Source organism: Haloarchaeobius amylolyticus (assembly GCF_042678045.1).
In the GTDB taxonomy this organism is placed as follows: domain Archaea; phylum Halobacteriota; class Halobacteria; order Halobacteriales; family Natrialbaceae; genus Natrinema; species Natrinema amylolyticus_A.
The window spans coordinates 22842-43253 of sequence record NZ_JBHUDI010000005.1; the positions used below are offsets into that span (position 1 = coordinate 22842).

The window sequence follows — 20412 nt, forward strand, 5'->3', positions numbered from 1 at the left end:
TCGATACGCTTTTGCAACGGGCTGGACGAACGGCCACTATGACAGAGACCGACGCCCTGTATGCCGTCTCGCCGCTGGACGGCCGATACGGTAGCCGGACTGCACCGCTGTCGCCGTACGCGAGCGAGGCCGCGCTCATGCGCGCCCGCGTCCGCGTCGAAGTCGAGTACTTGATCGCGCTGGCCGACTGCGAGGCGACGCCGCTGGACCTCGACCTGGAGGACCGCGAGCACCTCCGCGGGCTCTACAGCCACTTCGCCGAGGAGGACGCCCGGTTGATCAAGAAACTCGAGACGGAGGGACACGCCGACTTCGAGGCGACGAACCACGACGTCAAGGCCGTCGAGTACTTCGTCCGCCATCGGCTGCCCGAGGACAGCGACGCCTCGGCCTGGATCCACTTCGGGCTGACCAGCGAGGACGTGAACAACCTCGCCCACCGGCTGCTCGTCCGCGACGCCGTCGACGAGGTACTCCTCCCCGAGCTGTACGACGTTCAGGACACGCTCGCCGAGATGGCCCGCGAGTACCGTGACCTCCCGATGCTCGCGCGCACCCACGGCCAGCCCGCGACGCCGACGACCTTCGGCAAGGAAATGGCCGTCTACGCCGCGCGGCTCGGCCGCGCCACGGGCCGCATTCGGCAGGCGACCGACGAACTGAGTGGTAAACTCGGCGGCGCGTCGGGCACCTACGCGGCTCACGTCGCCGCCTACCCCGACGTCGACTGGCAGGCCTTCGCCCGGGACTTCGTCACGGATCTGGGCCTCGAGTTCGAGGAACTCACGACGCAGGTCAACCCCTGTGACGACCTCGCGGCGGTCTTCGACGCGTTCCGCGGAGCCAACGACGTCCTGCTCGACCTCGATCTGGACATGTGGCTCTACGTCTCCGACCGCTACCTCGGCCAGGAGGCCGTCGAGGGCGAGACCGGCTCGTCGACGATGCCACACAAGGTCAACCCGATCGACTTCGAGAACAGCGAGGGCAACCTCTCGAAGGCGAACTCGGATCTGACTTTCCTCGCGGACTACGTCACCACCTCTCGGCTCCAGCGCGACCTCTCCGATTCGACCGTCAAGCGCAACATCGGCGGGGCCTTCGCCCACTGTCTGATCGGCTACGGCAAGACCGCCGCCGGCCTCTCGAAGGTCGTCCCGAACGAACACGTGATGCGCGACGAACTCGGGGCCACGCCCGAGATCATCGGCGAGGCCGTCCAGACGATCCTCCGGCGCGAGGGCCAGGCCGACGCCTACGAGCGCGTCAAGGCCGTTACTCGCGGCAAGGACGTCACCATCGAGGACTTCCGCGACATGTTCGACGACCTCGATGTCGACGAGGACGTCCGCGAGGAACTCCACGCACTGACGCCCGCGGGCTACACCGGCGTCGCGAGCGAACTGGTCGACGACCTCGAGTAACCGCGAGCGCGTGTTCGGTCGGTGTCGACGACCGACCGCAGCTCACCAGTTCCGGAATCCGGTTCCGGGACCGTGACAGTATTGGGGACCCTCATTCGAGGGTGTGTATGGAGTATCTTCTCTGGGTGATCGTCGCCCTCGTCACCTACGGCCTGATGGCACCGCTGACGAGCGTCGTGACGACGGACGTGCCACCAGCGGTCGCACTCTTCCTCTCGACGACGATCTTCCTCTGCCTGACGGCGGTCGTGCTCGTCGTCACGGGGACCGGCAGCCTCGCGGCTGTGACGACCCCCTCGGCGGGGATCGTCTACGTCGCCGGCCTGTTTCTCTCCGCCGGCATCCTCGCGTACTACCAGGCGCTCGAGCGCGGGCCGGTCAGTGTCGTCGTGCCGATCTACGGGCTCTTTATCGTCGGGAGTTCGATCATCGGGATCGTCTTTCTCGGGGAGGACCTGACCGCGACCCGCGCGGCCGGTATCGTCGTCGCAGCAGCCGCAATCTATCTTGCTGCGGGGGGTGAGGCGTGATGCGCCGGTACATTTGGCTGTCGATCTTCGCCTTCCTGTCCTACAGCCTGGTCGCGCCCTTGCTCTCGATCGCGATGCTCGAGTTGCCGAGCACGCTGGCGGTGTTCCTCTCGAACTCGGTGATGTTTTTCACGGTCGGGCTCGTGATCCGCGCTCGCGGGCTGTCGATCCGGCCGTACCTCTGGCATCCGCGCACCCCCTACATCCTCGCGATGGGCGTCCTGCTGACGATCGGGCTGTTGACCTACTACCGGGCGCTCGCGCTCGGCCCGGTGAGTATCGTCGTGCCGATCTATGGCCTGTTCATCGTCGTCAGTTCGATGGTCGGCATCGTCGCCTTCGAGGAGACCGTCACGCCGCGCAAGATTGCTGCCATCGCGCTGAGCGTGCTCGCGATCGCGCTGATGTCCGCGTAATTCTCCCCGCGGTCGGTGCGGTCACTTCCGCGTATCGACACCAGCGGCGTCGTTGATCGGACACTTCTGGGTCGTCCCGGTCACCAGCAAGATCGCGCCGATGACGAGCGCGATGACCGCGGTCACGATGCCGACGGCCCAGTAGCCGATCAGCGCGGCGATGCCGGCAAGCACAGCGATCGCGCCAATGACGAGCCGTCCGGTACGGTCGATCCCGCCGACGTTCTTTTGCATGGCATTCACTCACACTAAGTTGGAGTTCCATTGACAAAACCGTTCGGTGTGAAACGTGAGCGGTACGTCTCGGAGAGTAACAGGTTGCGATCGGATGCCGGAGGGACCGTCCCTCTGCTCCGGTTACGCGAGCAACGCCGCAAGCGTCTCCTCGAGCGCCCCCGCCGCCTCGCGGATGGCCGCGACCTGCACGTACTCCCGCGGGGCGTGGGCGACCGCGCCCTCGTCGTCGGCGAGGACGCCGGGGCCGAAGACGACCGTCGGAGCGTCCGCCGCAAAATACGAGGCCTCTGTGGCCGCGGTGAACGGGCGCACGTCGCCGCCGGCCGCGTTCGCGAGCGTCCGAACGACCGCCGCGTCAGGGTCGGTGTCCCAGGCCTCGAGAAACGGCGTCGGCCGGTCGGTAAAGTGGAACTCGAGACCCACGTCGTCGGGAATCGCACGCCGCAGGTGGGCCGTCAGCGCCTCGTGGAACTCGTCGGCGGTTTCGGGCGGGACGCTCCGCCGGTCGACGGTCAGCGCGCAGTCGGCCGGCACCTGATTCGTGGCTTCGCCGCCCTCGACGACGGTCGGGGTCAGCGTCGCCGCGCCGAGTTGCGGGTGGACCGGCGATGCATCGTCGCGCTCGCCGAAGGTTCGGATCGCCGCGAGAACGTCCTCGAGGGCTGCGACCGCATTGACGCCGGTGTCGGGTTCGGCGGCGTGGGCGTTGGCCCCCGAGAGGTGAATCGTTCCCTGGAACCGACCTTTCGCAGCCGTACAGACGTCGAGGTCGGTGGGTTCGCCGACGATCACGGCGTCCGCGTCCCGCGTGGGCGCGTCGTCGCCAGAGACCAGCGCGTAGGCCCCCGTCGAGAGCACTTCCTCGTCGGGTGTGACTGCGAGCGTGACGCGGCCGTCGGTCGGCTCGACCGCGAAAAAGGCAGCGAGCAGGGCCGCGAGCGGCCCTTTCGCGTCGCAGGAGCCGCGGCCCCGGATCACGTCGCTCCCATCCGCTTCGGGAGCGTCCCCGTCGCGCTCGAAGGGCACGTGTGGCGACACCGTGTCGATGTGAGTGTTCAACACGACGTGCGTCTCGGCGTCGGCCACCGGCGGGCCGCGACTCGCCAGCACGTTCCCGGCGTCGTCGACGCGGGGGGCGACGCCGTGGGCCTCGAGCGTCTCACAGAGGTACTCGCGCATCGGCCCGACGTCCTCGTGAGACGCGTGCTGGACGGCGGTCTCGAGAAACGCGATCGGGTCGAACACGTCGCTGGGTGCGTCGTCGCCCGTCACGACTCGACCGGCGACTTGAGAGTCACCTCGCCGTCGAACTCGTGTTCGACCGGTCCGGCGAGCGTCGGCCGGCCGCGCTCGTTGAAGCTCACCTGCAGGTCGCCGCCCGGCGGGTGGACGTCGACCGGATCGGCGTCGGTGAGGCCGAGTCGGCGCGCCACGACGGCGATGGCGACCGCGCCGGTGCCACAGGAGTCGGTTTCGCCCTCGACGCCGCGTTCGTAGGTGCGCTGGTCGAACCCACCCTCGCCGTCGGGGCTGGCGATCGTGACGTTCGTACCCTCCGGGAAGACGTCGGCGTGACGTACCGGCGGCGCGACGGCCTCGAGATCGACCTCGTCGACGTCGTCGACGAAACTCACCGCGTGGGGGACGCCGGTGTTGACGACCGAGACCTCGAGGCCCTCGATCTCTTCCTCGAGAACCGGCTCGTCGGCGTCGACCGGCACTTCGTCGGGATCGAACGTGAGGTCGGTCATCTCCACGACGACGTTCTCGCCGTCGCGGTCGGCCCGCAGTGTGCCCGCCTGGGTGTCGATCATGACGCTGTCGGTCCCGGTTCGCTCCATCGCCCACTCGGCAGCACAGCGGGCACCGTTGCCACACATCTCGGCCGTTTTGCCGTCGGGCTGGAACAGCGTCATGACGACGCGTGGTGGGTTGAACCCCTCCTCGAGCGCGAGGAAAAGGATTCCGTCGGCACCGACGCCGTCGGTCCGGTCGCACTCGCGTTTGGCGAGTGCGCCCCGATTGGGGACGTGTTCGTTCGCGTGGATGATCAAAAAGTCGTTGCCGGTGCCGTGGTACTTCTGGAATGGAACAGTCATCGTGCTATCGTACTCGTTCGTTGTCGGTATCGCTCGCCGCTGGGTGGTCGTCGGTCTTTCGATCCGCATCCGAGCCGCTGTGCGTCTCGCGCTCTCGCGGTGAACCGCTCGCCGTTTCCGAGACGCTGTGCGTCTCGCGTTCGACTCGGGTCACGTCGTCGACCGTCTCGCGACGACGGGCGAGACGTGCGTCGCCGTCCTCGAGGACGATCGATGCGGGCCGGGGTCGGGAGTTGTACTGGTTCGCCATCTCGTAGCCGTAGGCCCCCGCGTTGCCGATCGCGAGGACGTCGCCGCGTTCGGTTGTCGGGAGTTCGCGGTCCGCACAGAAAACGTCGCCGCTCTCGCAGATCGGGCCGGCGACGGTCTGCGGAACCGTCTCGCGCTCGTCGGCGGCCGTGTCGGCCGTCAGGTTCCGGATCGGATGGTACGCGTCGTACATCGCCGGCCGGATCAGCGTCGTCATCCCTGCGTCGACGCCAACGACGGTCGTGTCGCGGGCCGTCTTGACGGTGTTCACGTCGGTCAGCAACACGCCCGCATCCGCGACGAAGTAGCGGCCGGGCTCGATCGCCAGCCGTGCGTCGACCTCGCCCAGCGCGTCTCGCGTCGCCGCCGCGACCGATGCGAGGTCTAGCGGTTCTTCGTCCTCACGATAGGGCACGCCGAAGCCGCCGCCGACGTCGACGAACTCGAGGTCGCCGACAACGTGACTCACTTTCCGTGCGAGATCACCCATCCGCGCGACGAACTCCCGGTGATCGTCGAGTTGGTCGCTCGAGACGCCCGAGCCGACGTGGGAGTGGATCCCGACGACGTCGAAGCCGCGACCGGCGGCGTCTGCGAGCACGTCGACGGCGCGCTCTGCGGGGACGCCGAACTTCGCCGCCGCGCCGGTCTGTACCTTCTCGTGGTGGCCAGCACCGATACCGGGGTTGACCCGCAGACAGAGCCGGCCGTCGTAGCCCCGGTCGGCCAGTCGGTCGATCGTGTCTTCGGAGCCGGCAGTGATCGTCAACTCCGGGTGCTCGTCCCAGGCGTCGACGACCCAGTCGAGGTCGCGGGCCGGTGGGTTCACGGCCGTGTAGTGGACCTCGGAGCCGGACGCGCCCGCCTCGAGCGCTCGCTTGACCTCACCGGCGGAGGCACACTCGAGGCCAGCCCCTTCCTCATGTAGGGCCGCGAGCACGTCACCAAGCGCGTTCGCTTTCACCGCATACAGAACGTCGGCGTCGGGAAAGGCGGCCGCGAGCCGCCGGTAGTTCTGGCGGACGCGCTCGAGGTCGAGGACGTACAGCGGCGAGCCGTAGCCGTCGACGAGCGTCTGTAGTTCGGCCGCGTCCCACTCGGAGAGGCGGCGGACGGACGATGAATCCGCAGCGTCAGTCATTATCACGTCTAACTCACCGTGAGGATTCAAGGGTTTGGGTTCGTGCTCGCCCGTTTTGTGACGTGAGCGACTCGAGCGACTGGAACCACTGCGACAGCCCCTGCCGGGAGTGACAGAGAAGCCTTCCTCCGGTGCTGGTTGCACCCTGAATCGTTTCAGTTGCTACTATCGCTCCGTGACTGTACTGTCGAGCATTCTATCATATCGGGATAGATTACCAGATTTCCTCACGGACAACATTCCACGTCTATGACTGATGATGTGGTGTGTCATGTCATGGGGCGCGCTGATCCGATTTAGGAACCATGCATTATACGGGTAGTACACTATTGCTATTGGATCCCAAGTTAGCCCAGTGACACGAGATGGACGTGTATCCCGACGACGGATGCTCAAGCTGACAGGTGCCGCGACGTCGACAGCGTTCGTCGCCGGCTGCGGTGGCGGCGGGAACGGCGGGAACGGTGGAAACGGGGGGAATGGCGGCGGTGACGGCGTCGAGATCGACCCCGGCACGCAGATCGAGTTCGACGGGCAGACGGCGGGCTGGCTCGGCATCGCACCCGACTCGATCGCGGACGCGGAGAACCCGACACTCATCCTCCAGGAGGGCGAAACCTACGAGATCGGCTGGACGACCGGCGACGGTGCCGAGCACAACATCGAAATCCGTGACGAAAACGACGAGGTCATCGACGATCTTCAGACGGAGGTCGTCACCGAACCCGAAGACCAGTGGCTCGAGTTCGAGGCTAGCAGCGAGATGGTCACGTACATCTGTCAGGTCCACCCGACGACGATGATCGGTGATATGCAGGTCGAATAGCAGCGGCGATACCACCATCTAACCGTGACAGCGACAGATCGTGGTAGTCCGCCGTTTAAAAACGATATTCAGGGCTGCGGTCACGACACCTCGCTTTCGGCTGGAACCGCCTACTCGCGCAGTGCGTCTTCGCGTTCGGTCGCCTCGAGGGTCTCCGTTTCCAGATCGGTCGCGACGACGGCTGGCTTGTACGCGCCGCCGTCGAAGAGGTCGTGGTCGCTGACCGAGGACTCGACGAAGCGGGTGAAGGCACGGCGGTCGGCGGGTAGTTCGCCGTACAGCACTTCTTCCTCGACGAGGTCGTAGACTGGGATGCGCGGGGTCAACAGCGTGTTCTCGCCGACGACGCTGTTCTCACCGACGACGAAGCCGCTGGTGACCCGACAGCCAGCGCCCAGCGACACGTTGTCCTCGACGATGACCGGTGCGTCCTCGACCGGCTCGAGCACGCCACCGATGAGGGTGTTCGCGCCGAGTTTGACGTTGTCGCCGATCTGAGCACAGGAGCCGACGGTGTCACAGGAGTCGACGAGGGTGCCGTCGCCGACGCGGGCGCCGATGTTGACGAACGCGGGGCTCATCAGGATACAGTCGGAGCCGATGTTCGCACCGCGGCGGACGACGGTGCCGTCGGGCGTGTTGCGGCTGCCGCGATCGCCGTACTCACTCGAGTCCGCGAGCGGCAGGACGTCGTTGTACGTGACGCCGCCGTATTCGCGGGGCTCGGTTGCGCGCAGGCCGAAGTTGAGCAGGATGCCCTGCTTGACCCACTCGTTTGCTTCCCACTCGCCGCCGGACTTCTCGGCGGCGCGAATCTCGCCGTCCTCGAGCGCGTCGAGGAAGGCATCCAGGGTCGCGTACGCGTCTTCGCCGGCGGTTTCGGCGTCGATCTCGTCGTTTTGCTTGCGCTCCCACAGCTCGTCGATTTCGGTCTCGAGTGCGCTCATTCGCTGATCACGTCCGCAAAGTCGTAGCTGCCTGCCTTCCGTCCTGCGATCCAGACCGCCGCGTCGACCGCGCCAGCGGCGAAGACGCCGCGATCCTCGGCGCGGTGGGTCAGCCGGACCTCCTCGTGGTTGCCCGCCAGGATGATCTCGTGTTCACCCGTAATATCGCCCGCGCGCAGCGCGTGGACACCGATCTCGCCGACTTCGCGCGGCGCATCGCCTTCGCGACCGTGCGTTCGCTCAGTGAAGTCGCCGTTTGCCTCGATCTCCTCGAGTAGGCGGTTTGCGGTCCCACTCGGCGCGTCGCGCTTGCCGTTGTGGTGGGTCTCGACGAGTTCGACGTCGTAGCCCGGCAGGTTCTTTACTGCCTCGCCGACGACGTTGACCAGCGCCTGCACGCCGCGCGCGAAGTTCGGCGCGTGGAGGACGGGGATGTCCTCGCTTGCTGTCTCGAGTGCCGCTCGTCCTGCGTCGTCGAAGCCGGTCGTGCCGGTGACGAACGCAACGTCGGCGTCGGCACAGGTCTCGGCGTACTCGACGGCCGACTCGGGGCCGGTGAAGTCGATGACGACGGTGGGCTCGCGCTCGGCGACCAGCGCGTCGAAGTCGGCTGCGGGTTCGATATCGACGTCCTCGACCGTCTCTCCGTCCAGCTCGCGGTTGACGGCGAAGACGATCTCGCAGTCCTCGCGGCCCGTCGCGGCGGCAATTACTTCCCGGCCCATCCGGCCCGTCGCGCCGGTGACGCCGAGCCGGACCGTCATCGATCACCCTCCGCCGCGTCTACGTCCGCGACCTCGGTCGAGTCGCGCTCTAAGTCGTCGAGCACGGCCTCGAGGTCTGCGCGGTACTCGTCGGCCAGCCGGGTCAGGGGCGAGCGCATGCGAGCGGGGCCGTAGCCGCGGATCTGCATGGCTTCTTTGACCGGAATCGGGTTGGTCTCGATGAAGAGTTCGCGAAACAGCGGTCCGAGTTCGTGATGGAGCTCCCGGGCGCGCTCGTAGTCGCCGTCGAGTGCCGCACCAACCATCGCACAGGTCCGCTCGGGTTCGATGTTCGCCGCGACGCTGATCGTCCCGGTGCCGCCCACCGAGATGGTCGGCAGCGTCAGTGCATCGTCGCCCGAAAGCACCGCGAAGTCCTCGTCGGTCGTCCGTTCTGCGATCTCGCCGATCTGGCCCAGGTCGCCGCTGGCGGCCTTGAAGCCCGCGATGTTCTCGTGGCTCGCGAGCTCGACGGCCGTGTCGGGTTCGATGTTGCGGCCCGTCCGCGAGGGGACGTTATAGACGATCTGTGGCAGGTCGACTGCGTCCGCGATCGTCCGGTAGTGTTCGATCAGCCCGCGCTGTTCGGGCTTGTTGTAGTACGGTGAAATCAGCAGGAGGCCGTCCGCGCCGGCATCGGCGGCGCGTTCGGAGAGTTCGAGCGCCTCGCGGGTGTTGTTCGAACCGGTGCCCGCGATGACGGGCACGTCGTCGACGGCCTCGATGACCGCCTCGACGACGCGGACGTGTTCGTCGTGGGTCAGCGTCGCCGATTCCCCGGTCGAGCCGACGGGCACGAGCCCGTCGACGCCCGCGGCCTCGAGCCGCTGTGCGTCGGCCTGCAGTGTTTCGTAGTCGATTCGTTCGTCTTCGTCGAAGGGCGTACACATTGCGGGGTAGACGCCCGAAAGGTCGAGTGCTGTCATGTGGTGTCGTTGGGTCGTGTCTCGGCCCCCAACCGGTAGGGTGTATCGGTTCCGGTCGGTGGGTGGTCAGTAGTCGGTCGTGCGCGGTCGAATCGTACCCGAGACGGGGATGCCACGCCCGCCGCGAGCACACTCACGCACGTTTACGCTTAGAACGAGGGCAGACGCCGCTCACGACGGGACCGACGGTCGGATGAGCGACGTGGCGCATATCAGTTCCGTTGCGCTACTCTGTCTTATTTTTTCCTGTCTTCGCTCGACACCCGATTGAGCTATGTTAGGAAGCAACAATCCTCTTCACGTAATTTATCCCGTCTCACTACGTACAGGTTCCTATGACGGACTTTGGATTGAAAGTGCGAATGGCGATCGTCGGTTCGATCCTGTTTGCCTTCTACATGCTCGTTGGGGCCTTCGGCCTGGCGATGTTCGGGTTCGGCGCGTGGCCGCTGGTCGCACTCGGCCTGCTCGTCTTGCCGGCTATCCAGTACAAGATCGGAACGTGGTCGGCGACCAGACGGGCCGAGCCGATGCCCGAGGACGGCCAGTATCAGGACATCCACCGGATGACCGAGTCGCTGTCCCAGGACATGGGCATCGACAAACCGAAACTGATGGTCATGGAGATGGGCGTCCCCAACGCCTTCGCGACCGGCCGGAAGGGCAAGGGCTACGTCGTCGTCTCGACGGAACTCATCCGGCTGCTCCAGCGCGACGAACTCGAGGGCGTGATCGCTCACGAACTCGCTCACATCAAGAACCGCGACGTCATCACGATGGTGCTCGGCCAGTCGATCGGGATGATGGTCGGCTGGGTCGCCTACATGGTCTACATGATGGGCGACGACCGCAACATCGGCAGCATCTTCGTCGGCATGATCATCTCGAATCTCGCCCAGATGCTCGTGATGGTCTTCGTGCTCGCGATCTCCCGGTACCGCGAGTTCGTCGCCGACGACGACGCCCGCCAGTACATCGGCAGCGGCGACCCGCTCGCTCGCGCTCTCGAGAAGATCTCGAAAGGGTCGCAGGGTCGCGAATCCCAGCTCGACGACAGCGTGAGCGCGCTGTGCATCTTCAACGCTGACCGCTCGCTCCTCCAGAAGCTGTTCGCGACGCACCCGCCGACCGAAAAACGCATCGAGAAACTCCGGCGCTAACCGGACAGCCGTTACCGGTCGCGAGCGACCGACGCGATTTTTTACGCTCGCACGCGATAGATCGATACGTGACGGAAATTCATCCCGGTCAGCGCGTCGCCGTGCTCGTCGACGCCCAGAACCTCTATCATACTGCACAGAGCCTCCATAGCCGCAATATCGATTATTCTGCCCTGCTCGAGAAGGCCGTCCAGGACCGCCAGCTGACGCGTGCGATCGCCTACGTCATCCGCGCAGAAGCCCCCGAGGAGGAGAGTTTCTTCGAGGCGCTGGTCGACATCGGCTTCGAGCCGAAGATCAAGGACATCAAGACGTTCGCCGACGGCACCAAGAAGGCAGACTGGGACGTCGGCATGAGCCTCGACGCGGTGACGCTGGCCAACCACGTCGACACGATCGTCCTCTGTACCGGTGACGGCGACTTCTCACGGCTCTGTTCGCACCTGCGCCACGAGGGCGTCCGCGTCGAAGTGATGGCTTTCGAATCCTCGACGGCCGAAGAACTCATCGACGCAGCCGATTCGTTCCTCGACCTGGAGGAACGCCACGAGACATTCTTGCTCTGATACGGACTCCTGTCAGTGGGTGCCAGCGCGACCGCGAGCCCTCCTGCGGTCGCACCGGGGAACCCGTTCCAGGAGACCGTATGACGTGTCGTGAACTCGCTCGAGTCGGGGAAGAAAACCGCGCGACTCGAGGCGAACTAGTTCGGGTGTCGACGCTGCCAGAGCCCAATCAGCAGCGCATACGCCGTGACGAACAACGTCGCACCGGTCACGAGGTACGTGACCGGTCCGGTGACGAGTGTGGCAGGTCCGACCAGCGTCAGGGTCCCGATGACGAGCAGGGTGGCCCCGAGGCCGATTTGCGTGACGTCCATGTCCTGCCGATAGTACTAGATCCAATGACTATAATACTCTCCCTCTCACTCCGTTCCGGCTCCCAGCGACCAGATCGACCGATTTGCCCCACAGGCCGGGTTCCGGCCGGCACACACGGCTGATACTGTCGGACGGGACTGTTTGACGATCGCTCGCCCGGACGTGGCCGTCACCGCCGGAGACGGCCGGTTTTCGCGAGCGACTGCGCACTGACTGCTGTCCGACAGTATGACGGACGACCGTCACCCACGCGAGCGGTACCCTCGCCGGCAGGTCGAAGGGCTTTCGATCCGGCGGGCCAAAGCCCGGACAATGAGCGAGCCAGCAGACGGGAGTGCGGGTCTCACGCAGCTTCGGACCATCGCCGACTACCAGTTCGGCGCGGGTGCAGGCACGGCGCTGTTTCCACCCGACGAATCACTGACGATCAAACGAACCACCTCGGGACGGCCACAGCAGGTCCACGCCGAATGTGGGCGGATCGTCTCCTTTGGCACCGACGGCCGGTTTACGCTCGGTCTCGAGGGCGGTCGACGGCTCGAGGCCGCCCTCTCTCATCCCGCCTACCGCGTCGTCGTCGACGACGAGAGCGAACCGTTCGTCCGCGACGAGAAGAACGTCTTCGCGAAGTTCGTCTGTGAGGTCGGCGACGAGATTCGGCCGGGCGACGAGGTGCTCGTCGTCCACGAGCGCGGCGAGTTGCTCGCGGTCGGGACGGCACAACTCGACGCCGGGGCGATCCGGGACTTCGAGACGGGAATGGCCGTGAACGTACGCGAAGGCGCGCCCGCAAACGAATAATATCGAAGTCAGTATCCGCCAGCTATAGTTGGCAGTCTCGTCCGATCTCTCGTTCGTATCGCGATTTGACCTCGGCGAATAGCGTCTCGCCGATCGTCGTCTGGAGTCGCGGCGCAGCCGTCGCGAAGAACTCGTCTAGGTTCTCGTACTGCGAGAAGGCGTCGTTCTCGTCGGTGTCGTCGTATCGATCGTCGCGCTCGTATTTGAGCGCTTGCAGGCAGTTGTCGATCAGATCCATGTCCTTGACGAACTGTGCGGTGGGCGTCTCGCGAGCCTCGTACGCCTCCCAGAGCGACTGTACATCGCGGTCGTCGAACGGCTCGAGCAAATCGCTGATCGCCGCTCGCTCGCGAACTGCCTTCCCCTCGGCGGCCGCCACTTGGTGCTCGTCGTCCGCACGGGTCGGGATATCACCCGTGCGCGCTTCTGCGAGGTCGTGGACCAGCGCCATCGCGACCGCCCGATCGCGGTCGATGTCCGCCTCGGCTTGATCGGCATACAGCAGGCACAGCGTCGCCACACCCCACGTGTGGGCCGCCACCGACTCCGGCGTGTCGATCCCGCGGAGGACCCATCCGGTCCGCAACTCGTCTTTCAGCTCGAGCGCCTCGAGCAAGGCGGTGATGTCGTCGGCCATAGCTGGCTCTCACGCAGCGGGTCGGTTGAACCCGTCGCTTACCGACCCGTCTCGAGCCAGTCGATCGGCGCGGCAGCCTGGGCAGCGATCCTCGAACGACAAAGTAAAAGGTCGCTCACGGCGACGTGGCGAGTATGTTTGGAGGAGGCGGCGGCGGACTCAATCCGCGCAAGATGGAACAGATGATGAAACAGATGGGTATCGATGTCGAGGACATCGACGCCGAAGAGGTCATCATCCGCACCGCAGAGCACGACCTCGTGTTCAACGACGCCGAAGTCACCAAGATGGACGCCCGCGGGCAGGAGACCTACCAGGTCATCGGTTCACCCGAGAAAGTCGAGGCCGGCTCGGCCGGCAGTGGCGAGGCTGACGACGACGCTGGCTCGTCGATCCCCGATGACGACGTCGAACTCGTCGCCATGCGAGCCGACGTGGGCGAGGACGAGGCCCGCGAGGCCCTCGAAGCGACCGACGGCGACCTCGCCGCAGCGGTCGAATCCCTCGAGTGACCCGCGTGAGCGGTGACGGCGACGTGGCCGACGAAGACGCCGAAACCGGCAGCGACCGCATGCCGGTCTTGCTCGTCCGCGGCGACCGCGAGTTCCTCGTCGAACCCGGCGACGAGATGGGGACCGATCTGGGCGTGCTCGAGGTTCCCGAGGACGTCGAGTCGGGCGACACCGTCGAGACACATCTGGGCGACGAGTTCCAGGTGCGCCGACTGCGCGGCCCGGATCTCTTCCATCACTTCGAGCGGACGGGCGCGCCGATGGTCCCCCGCGACATCGGACTGGTGATCGGCGAGACGGGCATCGCAGGCGGCGATCGGGTCCTTGATGCCGGCACCGGAACGGGCGTGCTCGCGGCGATGATGGCCCGTGCCGGCGCCGAGGTAGTGACCTATGAGCGAGACGCCGACTTCGCCGACGTCGCCCGCGAGAACATGGCCTTGGGCGGCGTTTCCGACGCTGTCGACGTCCGAACCGGTGACGTGACTGACCAGATCGATGATCTCGAGCCCGCGTCGTTCGACGTCATGACGCTCGATACGGGCGACGCGGCGACGATGGTCGCGCACGCACCAGACCTGCTCGTCGACGGCGGCTTCGTCGCGGTCTACAGCCCGTTTATCGAATCGACCCGCGAGGTCGTCGAGGCGGCCCACGAGGTCGGTCTCTCGGACGTGACCACGCGTGAGACGATCCAGCGTGAGATGCAGTTCGACGATCGTGGCTCGCGGCCGTCGACGGCACCTGTCGGTCACACCGGCTATCTGACGATCGCGCGCAACGAGTAGTGCGGTCGCTTGCGGTTTCTCTTTGCTCAGTTCTGGTGCTCTCAGAGATTTACACTAGCCGGTCGTGGTCCCGCTTCAGCAACAGAATCACTGACCGGTGGCCGGGAGCGGACTCCGAGCACTGCGAGGAGTCCGCGACTCGGGGGAGGGTAGGCGGCTACCCAAGTACCGACCGCGAGCGAGGCACATAGCGCCTCGCTCGCGATAGACTGCAGGGTAAAAGGTTGTTAGTTGTCGTCCTCGCGCCACTTGTGCTCACATTCGGTACAGATGAAGAACCGGGTTTCCGATTCGTCAGCCGCCCGAATTTGTTGCATATACCAGTGGGCACGGTCGTTGCCACACTCCGGACAGATCGCGTCGGTTTCGGGCAGTGAGGTCTCGCCGGAGGACTCGATGATCTCACTGGCTTCCTGATCGTCGGTGACGGTGTACTGGGCGGCGTCGCCTTTCGGCTTCGTAAAGCCACAGCTGCCACACTCCCAGATGCCGTCGTCGGCTTTCATCATCGAACCGCATTCGTCGCAGAATTCCATCGTTGTCCGGGCTACGAGCGTCGAGTGACTTAAGGCACGCGTTTAGGGCTGCTGATCGGGCTCGGCTCAACGCCCGCCGCGCGGCAGTTATCCTTCTCCTTCCGATTGATACGGCTCGCCGACGGCCTCGCGTGGAAGGACGTTGTGGAGCTCCGACTCGAGGTCTGCGGCCGACTCGAAGCGGTCGCTGCCACTGCGTTCGATGAGCGCGCCCAGGTTTCGCTCGCCGTCGGCCAGGAGGAGTGTGGTCTCTTCGAGTTCGGCGGCTGCGCGGTCGGTCGTGATCGGGTACTCGAGGTCCGCGAGGGTGGTTTGGATGCGGCTGAGTTTGACTGCTGGCATGGCGAGAAGAACGCGGTCCGGTGGCATGTACTTCTGCGACGGTTGCCCGTACTGTCATCGGAATCGCTCTGATTCGTCGAAACTGTAATCGGGCGGGGCCACACAGCTAGAAGCCATGCGGAGTGTCGTCGAGCGGGTTATCGCGCCGTTTGCTGTGGATCGACGGGTGCTCGCGCTGGCGGGTGCCCGGATGGCGGACGGGATCGGGAACTCGTTTCTGATCATCGTCATTCCACTGTACGTGACAAGCGGCGTCGTCGGCGGGACGTCGTTCGGCCTCGAGGAGTCGATGATCATTGGGCTGATCCTCTCGCTGTTTGGCTTTCTCAACAGCAGCGTTCAGCCGGTGACCGGGCGGCTCTCGGATCGGCTCGGCCGGCGCAAACCCTTCATTCTGGTCGGGCTCGCCGGCCTCGCGCTGACGAACGTCGCTTACGTCGTCGCGGAGACGTACGTCTCCCTGCTGATCATCCGTGGCCTACAGGGCGTCAGCGTCGCGTTCATCATTCCGGCGTCGGTCGCGCTCGTCAACGAACTCGCCTCGAGCGGCGATCGCGGCGGGAACATGGGCGTCTACAACACCTTCCGGTTGGTCGGCTTCGGTGCCGGGCCGGCGGTTGCCGGTGCCGTCGTCAACCTCGGTCCCTACGCGCTCCCCGGCGGGGTGGTGGTCAACGGGTTCGACGCCGCGTTCTATATTGCTACGATCACGGCGTCGATCAGCTACGTGATGGTGACGGCACTCGTCTCCGATCCCGAGTCGACGGTGGCGAACGCCGGGGCGGACCTCTCGATCCCGATCCGCGATCGAACGGGCTCGAACCTGCTCGATCCCATCTTCACGCTCGGCCTCGCGTCGTTTTTCATGGCCACGGGGATCGCGCTCTTTGCGACCATCCAGCCGCAGGTCAACGCCCGCCTCGAGCAGGGTGCGACCTGGTTCGGCCTGCAGTTCGCGGCGTTTATCCTCGCGCAGGTGGCCCTCCAGACGCCGATCGGGCGGGCCTGCGATCGATACGGCCGCCGGCCGTTCATCGTCACTGGGATGGTGTTGTTGATCCCGACGACGCTCGTCCAGGGGTTCATTCTCTCGTCGGTACTGATGTTCGTCGCGCGGCTGTTCCAGGGCGTCGCCGCCGCGATGGTCTTCGCCCCGTCGCTGGCGCTGGCTGGCGATCTTGCCGGCGCGGGCGAATCCGGCTCGAAGTTGTCGGTACTCACGATGGCCTTTGGCTACGGGATTGCCGCCGGGCCGTTCTCGTCGGGCGCGCTGGTCGGGTATGGCTTTCAGGTCCCGTTCGTTTTCGGTGCCGTTCTCGCCGTGTTCGGCGCAATTTTGGTCTATACGCAGGTCGAGGAGACGCTCGAGACGACGGCCCCGGTCCCGGTCTTCGGAGACGATTGACAGACGTGCGAGGACGCAACGCAAAAGTAGCGGTTCCCCATACGGTTCGACGATGACGCTCTCGGAGGAGGCCAAAGACCGGTTGGCGGACGTAGTGGAGCTACAGCCGACGAAAAACGCCGAACTCCAGGATCGGTGGGGGATGGAAAGCGGCAGCGAGGTCCACCAGTATCTCGAGAACGAACTCGGCGACTACTACTTCCGTGATGACAATAGCCTGATCCGGGCGACTGCCGAGGCGGCGGAGTTGGTCGACGTCGAGCCGGGTATCGAGAGCGATCCCGACGCCGACGGAGCCCCCTCCAAAATCCGCGTCCCCGAGCTACAGGCCCGGATCGTCGCAGTGCTGGCCGCCCCCGACGAACGATCCGAGAGCGTCGTCTCGGTGCTCCACAAGCTCCGAGACGAGTACGACATCGACCCCGACGCTGAGGACGTCCGCTCGGGGCTCCAGAGCCTGCGCCGGAAGGGCGTCGTCGAGGTCGAGTATCGCACCGTTCCCACGTTCCGGCTGGCCGTCGAACGCGACGACCTCGAGGTCGCCGTCTCCGACTAATCCGTTCCCGCTGCGGTGACTGTCGACCGTACTACAGTCCCGGCCGCCGTCGCCGACGGCGCTCGTCGAGCAGGTGTTGGAGCCGCTTTCCGGGCCCGCCCTCGATCGGCCAGTCGCGGGTCCGCCAGGCTGGTGGCTCGGGTTCGAAGTGGGGACAGGAGCCGGCACACTCCGCAGCCGTCTGGCAGCGGTCCGTGGCAGCACAGTAGGGCAGCGCCTGCTGGCCGTCTCGAGCGCGCAACTGGAACTGTCGACAGTCGGGACGCATGGTGTCGACGAAGGAGCGCCAGCCACGTTCGTAGGCGCGTTCGGCGATCGCAAGCCGTGTGTCGGCCTTCGTCTCGGGGTCGATGAACTCGAATCGGGCCGCTGACGCGTCGTGACCGTCGCCCACGGGGCGCTCGAGGATCCGCGTCCCTGGCTCGTCGACCGCCAGCGACCGGGGATACCAGGCGACGTCAGCGGCCAACGCGTCGGGCTCGAGCGTGAGGATGCCCGCTTCGACCGGCAGATCCTCGAAGAGCGCGGGTTCGACGGCGTTGCCGGTCTGTCGGGTCGCGACCCAGACCTCGTCGGCCAGCCCCATGGCGACGTCGTACTCGAGTTGCGCGCCGAGCGCGCGGGCGGCGCTGGCGTCTAAGTCCGGTTTGTTCTCGATCGCGATGATTCGCTCGAGCCAGTCGGGATAGGCCCATTTCCGGCGGATCTCGATGCGATTGCCGTTCTTTCGTGTCTCTATAATCCCGCGGTCGGCGGCGCGGTGGATCGCCTCGCGGACGTATCGCCACGGGTAGCCGGGATGTGGGAGGGCGTCGCGGTAGTAGGTCCACTCATCGGGGGCGTTGTGGACGATGTGAAGCAGATCGCCGTCGAGACGGTCGGGACCGAACCGGGCGCGGCGACGGAGGGCGTCGGGGTCGCACTCGAGCACGATGGTGTCCCAGCGGCGGCGTTTGGTGCCGAGTTGGCGGGCGACGACCGTCACGGTGTCGTCGCTGGTCGCGGCTGCTGGCGGCCACGCCAGTTCGGCCCACCGACAGGTTCGTAGCTCGAATCCGAATTCGTGTCCGGGGTCGCGCTGCACTGTCCGCGATAGGGTCACGACCGACATGTGTGCTACGGTGCGCTCGTTTCGGTTTCGACGCGTCGCTGTTGGGATCGAGTCACTAACGAAACCGGAAGCGGCGTTCGAACGCCGTCGATCCGGCCTCAGAACGTAGTGGGTGTCGAGGTCGACCGCGACGTTCCGGTCGTGGTGGCAGTCGCAAACGCATGGCCGAACATACGGAAGATCGCAACGTTCGCATAGAACCCAACGAACGGCACGAGTAACGCGCCGACGACGGTAAGTATCAGAGCCGAGTTGACGATCATGAGCACGACGGCCACGGCCATCGGAAAGAGCGCTGCCAACAGATATTCGGTGCTCAACAGGACGGGCTTGATCGCGCTCATGTCGAACGCTGCGCTGATCGACCCTTCGCGGGCGTAGTTGGTCAGCCCCGCGGGAACGATGTAGTAGATGATCAGCATCAGCGGAATGCTTGCAAAGACTGTCATGAGCCCGATACCGGCGATCAGCCCACCACCGTCACCGCCAAGTCCCACTCCAACGCCGATCAAGCCGAAGACGACCACCGAATAGATGACCGTCGGCACGATCGCATATGCCAGTCCGATGGCCGTCCCGGCCAGACCCTTTACGAAGAGGTCGCCCCACTCTGTGAACTCCGGTGGGTTCTCGTCGCCCGCAACCGTCCTCTCGAGCACCCGAACCCAGTAGCCGGTCAAGAGAATCGCGGGAAGCAGCAACGCTGAGAGGAACGCGAGTCCGCCACCGATCAGTATCCGTCCGACCCAGTCGCCCCGAACCGGGTACGAGAGTCCATCTTCTAACATGTTTTGTTCACAACCAGTGGACTAATTGATGATAGGAAACACTTTCGATGAGAGGAGACTACGGAGCGACAGCGAGTCCCGTACGAGTCAGTAATGTGGCTGATCAGCAGTGGTACTATCGATGGTCCGGTACGGTTGCAACTGCGGACGGCAGCGACGATTAGGACATCGACTCGTCCGATGTCGTCTCGCGGTGTGGCCCGTCGCTGCCTACTCTTCGTCCTCGTCCTCGCGTTCGTCCAAGAACTCGTGGGCCTCCTCTAAGATTTCCCGTGGCCCGTCTTGTGTGACGGTATTGATCGCCTGTTCGTAATCGCGCCACTGGAGGTCGCGGTGTTCGTTCGATAGTTCCGCACTGGCCTCGAACGACTTCGCGATAAAGAGGTGAACGGTCTTGTGAATCGTCTTGCCGTTTGCCTCGAAGACGTAGTCGTAGTCCTCGCGAAAGCCGTCGAGGAGTCGGAACTGTTCGATACCTGCCTCTTCCTTTACTTCGCGGATCGCCGTCTGCTGTAGCTCTTCATCTCCTTCGACACCGCCCTTGGGAAACTCCCAATCGCCTGGGCGGCTCTTGAGTAGAAGATACTCGCGCCGGCCCCGCGTATCGCGGAAGAGGATCGCGCCTGCGCTCGTAGCTTCGACTGCCATTAAGGAGGCTAACAGGTGCGACGTTAAGAGAATATCGGACTGTTCGTCCAGCGTATACTGATTGCGGCCCCGATTTGCACGCCATCATCGGCCGATCGACCGCAGTCGTTCATACTGTCGGACAGCACTATTTGACGTTCGCTCGCTTGGACTCGGCCGTCACCGCCGTCGGCGGCAGGTTTTCGCGAGCGACGTCTCACTGACTGCTGTTCGGCAGTATCACCGCGCGTGATCTGTCTCGACGCGTCTCAGCAAGCTTTTACGCACCCAGCGTCGACATATGCGACAGCACCAGCCATGACCTTCGTCACCCGTCTGACGCTCCAAAGCGGCGACCGCGCCGCACTCGATGGTATCGTCGAGGACATCAAAACCACCGCCGAACGAAAGGGAGCGGCACTGAAAGGCCCCCACTCTCATCCGCCGGAGCGACTCTCAGTTCCACAGCGCTGTCGGTTGCACGCTGACGACGACCGGCAGTTCTCCTCGTGGGATTACACCGTCTTCACCCGCGAACTCGAGATTCACGGTCACGACAACCTCGCGCGCAACATCGCCTCGCAGAACTTTCCGGACTCGGTCCATATCGAGGCCGAAGTCGAGCAGATCCACGGCGCTGGCCGCGGCAACTGAGGACTTTTTACACCGCGTCGAGCGAACCCGCCGTCAGAGCTTTTTATCAGTCTCG

At 65.1% G+C, this 20412-nt stretch carries 26 protein-coding genes; 12 read left to right on the forward strand and 14 right to left on the reverse strand.

The window, feature by feature from the left end; translation table 11 throughout:
* The first annotated feature begins 38 nt into the window (after positions 1-38).
* The 3 genes from purB (at position 39) to ACFR99_RS08885 (ending at position 2370) form a co-directional block, all read left to right on the forward strand.
* On the forward strand, positions 39-1424 hold the full coding sequence (gene purB / locus ACFR99_RS08875; RefSeq protein WP_390286451.1) for an adenylosuccinate lyase: 1386 nt from the start codon (positions 39-41) through the stop codon (positions 1422-1424).
* A gap of 107 nt (positions 1425-1531) precedes the next feature.
* On the forward strand, positions 1532-1954 hold the full coding sequence (locus ACFR99_RS08880) for an EamA family transporter (protein ID WP_390286453.1): 423 nt from the start codon (positions 1532-1534) through the stop codon (positions 1952-1954).
* The gene (locus tag ACFR99_RS08885) at positions 1954-2370 is read left to right on the forward strand and encodes an EamA family transporter (RefSeq protein ID WP_390286455.1); all 417 of its coding nucleotides are present in this window, start codon (positions 1954-1956) and stop codon (positions 2368-2370) included. The genes ACFR99_RS08880 and ACFR99_RS08885 overlap by 1 nt, the downstream gene beginning before the upstream one ends.
* Before the next feature lie 21 nt (positions 2371-2391).
* Here ACFR99_RS08885 and ACFR99_RS08890 read toward each other — a convergent pair whose 3' ends face one another.
* The 4 genes from ACFR99_RS08890 to lysA form a co-directional block, all read right to left on the reverse strand.
* Positions 2392-2604 carry a YgaP family membrane protein gene (locus ACFR99_RS08890; RefSeq protein WP_390287345.1) on the reverse strand — a complete coding sequence of 71 codons (213 nt, stop codon included), beginning with the start codon at positions 2602-2604 and terminating at the stop codon, positions 2392-2394.
* 123 nt (positions 2605-2727) lie between these two features.
* The gene (locus ACFR99_RS08895) at positions 2728-3879 is read right to left on the reverse strand and encodes a M20 family metallopeptidase (RefSeq protein ID WP_390286457.1); all 1152 of its coding nucleotides are present in this window, start codon (positions 3877-3879) and stop codon (positions 2728-2730) included.
* Positions 3876-4706, reverse strand: a complete 831-nt coding sequence (gene dapF / locus ACFR99_RS08900) for a diaminopimelate epimerase (protein WP_390286459.1) — start codon at positions 4704-4706, stop codon at positions 3876-3878. The genes ACFR99_RS08895 and dapF overlap by 4 nt, the downstream gene beginning before the upstream one ends.
* Before the next feature lie 4 nt (positions 4707-4710).
* Positions 4711-6096, reverse strand: a complete 1386-nt coding sequence (lysA, locus tag ACFR99_RS08905; RefSeq protein WP_390286461.1) for a diaminopimelate decarboxylase — start codon at positions 6094-6096, stop codon at positions 4711-4713.
* Positions 6097-6484: 388 nt separating this feature from the next.
* Between lysA and ACFR99_RS08910 the strand changes: the two genes are divergently transcribed.
* Positions 6485-6922 carry a PKD domain-containing protein gene (locus tag ACFR99_RS08910; RefSeq protein WP_390286463.1) on the forward strand — a complete coding sequence of 146 codons (438 nt, stop codon included), beginning with the start codon at positions 6485-6487 and terminating at the stop codon, positions 6920-6922.
* A gap of 110 nt (positions 6923-7032) precedes the next feature.
* Here the strand turns inward: ACFR99_RS08910 and ACFR99_RS08915 are convergent, their stop codons facing one another.
* The 3 genes from ACFR99_RS08915 to dapA are packed head-to-tail and all read right to left on the reverse strand — an operon-like array spanning position 7033 to position 9559.
* Positions 7033-7869: a 2,3,4,5-tetrahydropyridine-2,6-dicarboxylate N-succinyltransferase gene (locus ACFR99_RS08915; RefSeq protein WP_390286465.1), complete on the reverse strand. Its 837-nt coding sequence runs from the start codon at positions 7867-7869 to the stop codon at positions 7033-7035.
* Positions 7866-8633, reverse strand: a complete 768-nt coding sequence (gene dapB, locus ACFR99_RS08920; RefSeq protein ID WP_390286467.1) for a 4-hydroxy-tetrahydrodipicolinate reductase — start codon at positions 8631-8633, stop codon at positions 7866-7868. The genes ACFR99_RS08915 and dapB overlap by 4 nt, the downstream gene beginning before the upstream one ends.
* Entirely contained in the window at positions 8630-9559 is a 930-nt protein-coding gene (dapA, locus tag ACFR99_RS08925) for a 4-hydroxy-tetrahydrodipicolinate synthase (RefSeq protein ID WP_390286469.1), read from the reverse strand. The genes dapB and dapA overlap by 4 nt, the downstream gene beginning before the upstream one ends.
* Before the next feature lie 335 nt (positions 9560-9894).
* Here dapA and ACFR99_RS08930 point away from each other — a divergent pair, with 335 nt between their 5' ends.
* Positions 9895-10719 carry a M48 family metallopeptidase gene (locus ACFR99_RS08930; protein WP_390286470.1) on the forward strand — a complete coding sequence of 275 codons (825 nt, stop codon included), beginning with the start codon at positions 9895-9897 and terminating at the stop codon, positions 10717-10719.
* Positions 10720-10787: 68 nt separating this feature from the next.
* Positions 10788-11285, forward strand: coding sequence for a LabA-like NYN domain-containing protein (locus ACFR99_RS08935; RefSeq protein ID WP_390286472.1), 498 nt, complete (start codon positions 10788-10790; stop codon positions 11283-11285).
* A 137-nt stretch (positions 11286-11422) separates the two neighbouring features.
* Here ACFR99_RS08935 and ACFR99_RS08940 read toward each other — a convergent pair whose 3' ends face one another.
* Positions 11423-11599, reverse strand: coding sequence for a hypothetical protein (locus ACFR99_RS08940; RefSeq protein ID WP_390286474.1), 177 nt, complete (start codon positions 11597-11599; stop codon positions 11423-11425).
* Positions 11600-11912: 313 nt separating this feature from the next.
* Here ACFR99_RS08940 and ACFR99_RS08945 point away from each other — a divergent pair, with 313 nt between their 5' ends.
* The gene (locus ACFR99_RS08945; protein ID WP_390286476.1) at positions 11913-12401 is read left to right on the forward strand and encodes a PUA domain-containing protein; all 489 of its coding nucleotides are present in this window, start codon (positions 11913-11915) and stop codon (positions 12399-12401) included.
* 22 nt (positions 12402-12423) lie between these two features.
* On the opposite strand, the gene ACFR99_RS08950 is transcribed toward ACFR99_RS08945, so the two are convergent.
* On the reverse strand, positions 12424-13038 hold the full coding sequence (locus tag ACFR99_RS08950; RefSeq protein WP_390286478.1) for an HD domain-containing protein: 615 nt from the start codon (positions 13036-13038) through the stop codon (positions 12424-12426).
* Positions 13039-13172: 134 nt separating this feature from the next.
* Here ACFR99_RS08950 and ACFR99_RS08955 point away from each other — a divergent pair, with 134 nt between their 5' ends.
* Positions 13173-13550 (forward strand): nascent polypeptide-associated complex protein, encoded by a 378-nt coding sequence (locus ACFR99_RS08955; protein WP_390286480.1) that lies wholly within the window; start codon positions 13173-13175, stop codon positions 13548-13550.
* Complete coding sequence (locus ACFR99_RS08960; protein WP_390286482.1) at positions 13547-14338, forward strand: methyltransferase domain-containing protein; 792 nt, start codon at positions 13547-13549, stop codon at positions 14336-14338. The genes ACFR99_RS08955 and ACFR99_RS08960 overlap by 4 nt, the downstream gene beginning before the upstream one ends.
* 227 nt (positions 14339-14565) lie before the next feature.
* Here ACFR99_RS08960 and ACFR99_RS08965 read toward each other — a convergent pair whose 3' ends face one another.
* Positions 14566-14874, reverse strand: coding sequence for a transcription factor S (locus ACFR99_RS08965; protein ID WP_390286484.1), 309 nt, complete (start codon positions 14872-14874; stop codon positions 14566-14568).
* Positions 14875-14961: 87 nt separating this feature from the next.
* Complete coding sequence (locus ACFR99_RS08970) at positions 14962-15216, reverse strand: DUF5789 family protein (RefSeq protein WP_390286486.1); 255 nt, start codon at positions 15214-15216, stop codon at positions 14962-14964.
* Positions 15217-15331: 115 nt separating this feature from the next.
* On the opposite strand from ACFR99_RS08970, the gene ACFR99_RS08975 reads away from it, so the two are divergent.
* Both ACFR99_RS08975 and ACFR99_RS08980 read left to right on the forward strand, forming a co-directional pair.
* The gene (locus ACFR99_RS08975; protein WP_390286488.1) at positions 15332-16621 is read left to right on the forward strand and encodes an MFS transporter; all 1290 of its coding nucleotides are present in this window, start codon (positions 15332-15334) and stop codon (positions 16619-16621) included.
* A 52-nt stretch (positions 16622-16673) separates the two neighbouring features.
* Entirely contained in the window at positions 16674-17177 is a 504-nt protein-coding gene (locus ACFR99_RS08980; RefSeq protein ID WP_390286490.1) for a DUF5797 family protein, read from the forward strand.
* 31 nt (positions 17178-17208) lie between these two features.
* On the opposite strand, the gene ACFR99_RS08985 is transcribed toward ACFR99_RS08980, so the two are convergent.
* From ACFR99_RS08985 to ACFR99_RS08995, 3 genes are all read right to left on the reverse strand, one after another.
* Positions 17209-18288: a DUF5787 family protein gene (locus tag ACFR99_RS08985; RefSeq protein WP_390286492.1), complete on the reverse strand. Its 1080-nt coding sequence runs from the start codon at positions 18286-18288 to the stop codon at positions 17209-17211.
* Positions 18289-18386: 98 nt separating this feature from the next.
* On the reverse strand, positions 18387-19076 hold the full coding sequence (locus ACFR99_RS08990) for a DUF4013 domain-containing protein (RefSeq protein ID WP_390286494.1): 690 nt from the start codon (positions 19074-19076) through the stop codon (positions 18387-18389).
* Between the two features lie 210 nt (positions 19077-19286).
* Positions 19287-19724 (reverse strand): bis(5'-nucleosyl)-tetraphosphatase, encoded by a 438-nt coding sequence (locus tag ACFR99_RS08995; RefSeq protein WP_390286496.1) that lies wholly within the window; start codon positions 19722-19724, stop codon positions 19287-19289.
* Positions 19725-20021: 297 nt separating this feature from the next.
* On the opposite strand from ACFR99_RS08995, the gene ACFR99_RS09000 reads away from it, so the two are divergent.
* Positions 20022-20357: a 30S ribosomal protein S10 gene (locus ACFR99_RS09000; RefSeq protein WP_373616013.1), complete on the forward strand. Its 336-nt coding sequence runs from the start codon at positions 20022-20024 to the stop codon at positions 20355-20357.
* Positions 20358-20412: the final 55 nt, after the last annotated feature.

Excerpts from the sequence above, each read along its gene's own strand:
- dapB (WP_390286467.1), bottom strand. The coding sequence starts at position 8,633 with ATGACGGTCCGGCTCGGCGTCACCGGCGCGACGGGCCGGATGGGCCGG.
- ACFR99_RS08955 (WP_390286480.1), top strand. The coding sequence starts at position 13,173 with ATGTTTGGAGGAGGCGGCGGCGGACTCAATCCGCGCAAGATGGAACAG.
- ACFR99_RS08985 (WP_390286492.1), bottom strand. The coding sequence starts at position 18,288 with ATGTCGGTCGTGACCCTATCGCGGACAGTGCAGCGCGACCCCGGACAC.
- ACFR99_RS08975 (WP_390286488.1), top strand. The coding sequence starts at position 15,332 with ATGCGGAGTGTCGTCGAGCGGGTTATCGCGCCGTTTGCTGTGGATCGA.
- ACFR99_RS08950 (WP_390286478.1), bottom strand. The coding sequence starts at position 13,038 with ATGGCCGACGACATCACCGCCTTGCTCGAGGCGCTCGAGCTGAAAGAC.
- ACFR99_RS08980 (WP_390286490.1), top strand. The coding sequence starts at position 16,674 with ATGACGCTCTCGGAGGAGGCCAAAGACCGGTTGGCGGACGTAGTGGAG.
- ACFR99_RS08965 (WP_390286484.1), bottom strand. The coding sequence starts at position 14,874 with ATGGAATTCTGCGACGAATGCGGTTCGATGATGAAAGCCGACGACGGC.
- ACFR99_RS08880 (WP_390286453.1), top strand. The coding sequence starts at position 1,532 with ATGGAGTATCTTCTCTGGGTGATCGTCGCCCTCGTCACCTACGGCCTG.
- ACFR99_RS08945 (WP_390286476.1), top strand. The coding sequence starts at position 11,913 with ATGAGCGAGCCAGCAGACGGGAGTGCGGGTCTCACGCAGCTTCGGACC.
- ACFR99_RS08940 (WP_390286474.1), bottom strand. The coding sequence starts at position 11,599 with ATGGACGTCACGCAAATCGGCCTCGGGGCCACCCTGCTCGTCATCGGG.
- dapF (WP_390286459.1), bottom strand. The coding sequence starts at position 4,706 with ATGACTGTTCCATTCCAGAAGTACCACGGCACCGGCAACGACTTTTTG.
- ACFR99_RS09000 (WP_373616013.1), top strand. The coding sequence starts at position 20,022 with ATGACCTTCGTCACCCGTCTGACGCTCCAAAGCGGCGACCGCGCCGCA.
- ACFR99_RS08910 (WP_390286463.1), top strand. The coding sequence starts at position 6,485 with ATGCTCAAGCTGACAGGTGCCGCGACGTCGACAGCGTTCGTCGCCGGC.
- purB (WP_390286451.1), top strand. The coding sequence starts at position 39 with ATGACAGAGACCGACGCCCTGTATGCCGTCTCGCCGCTGGACGGCCGA.
- dapA (WP_390286469.1), bottom strand. The coding sequence starts at position 9,559 with ATGACAGCACTCGACCTTTCGGGCGTCTACCCCGCAATGTGTACGCCC.
- ACFR99_RS08915 (WP_390286465.1), bottom strand. The coding sequence starts at position 7,869 with ATGAGCGCACTCGAGACCGAAATCGACGAGCTGTGGGAGCGCAAGCAA.
- ACFR99_RS08970 (WP_390286486.1), bottom strand. The coding sequence starts at position 15,216 with ATGCCAGCAGTCAAACTCAGCCGCATCCAAACCACCCTCGCGGACCTC.
- ACFR99_RS08885 (WP_390286455.1), top strand. The coding sequence starts at position 1,954 with ATGCGCCGGTACATTTGGCTGTCGATCTTCGCCTTCCTGTCCTACAGC.
- lysA (WP_390286461.1), bottom strand. The coding sequence starts at position 6,096 with ATGACTGACGCTGCGGATTCATCGTCCGTCCGCCGCCTCTCCGAGTGG.
- ACFR99_RS08930 (WP_390286470.1), top strand. The coding sequence starts at position 9,895 with ATGACGGACTTTGGATTGAAAGTGCGAATGGCGATCGTCGGTTCGATC.
- ACFR99_RS08890 (WP_390287345.1), bottom strand. The coding sequence starts at position 2,604 with ATGCAAAAGAACGTCGGCGGGATCGACCGTACCGGACGGCTCGTCATT.
- ACFR99_RS08990 (WP_390286494.1), bottom strand. The coding sequence starts at position 19,076 with ATGTTAGAAGATGGACTCTCGTACCCGGTTCGGGGCGACTGGGTCGGA.
- ACFR99_RS08995 (WP_390286496.1), bottom strand. The coding sequence starts at position 19,724 with ATGGCAGTCGAAGCTACGAGCGCAGGCGCGATCCTCTTCCGCGATACG.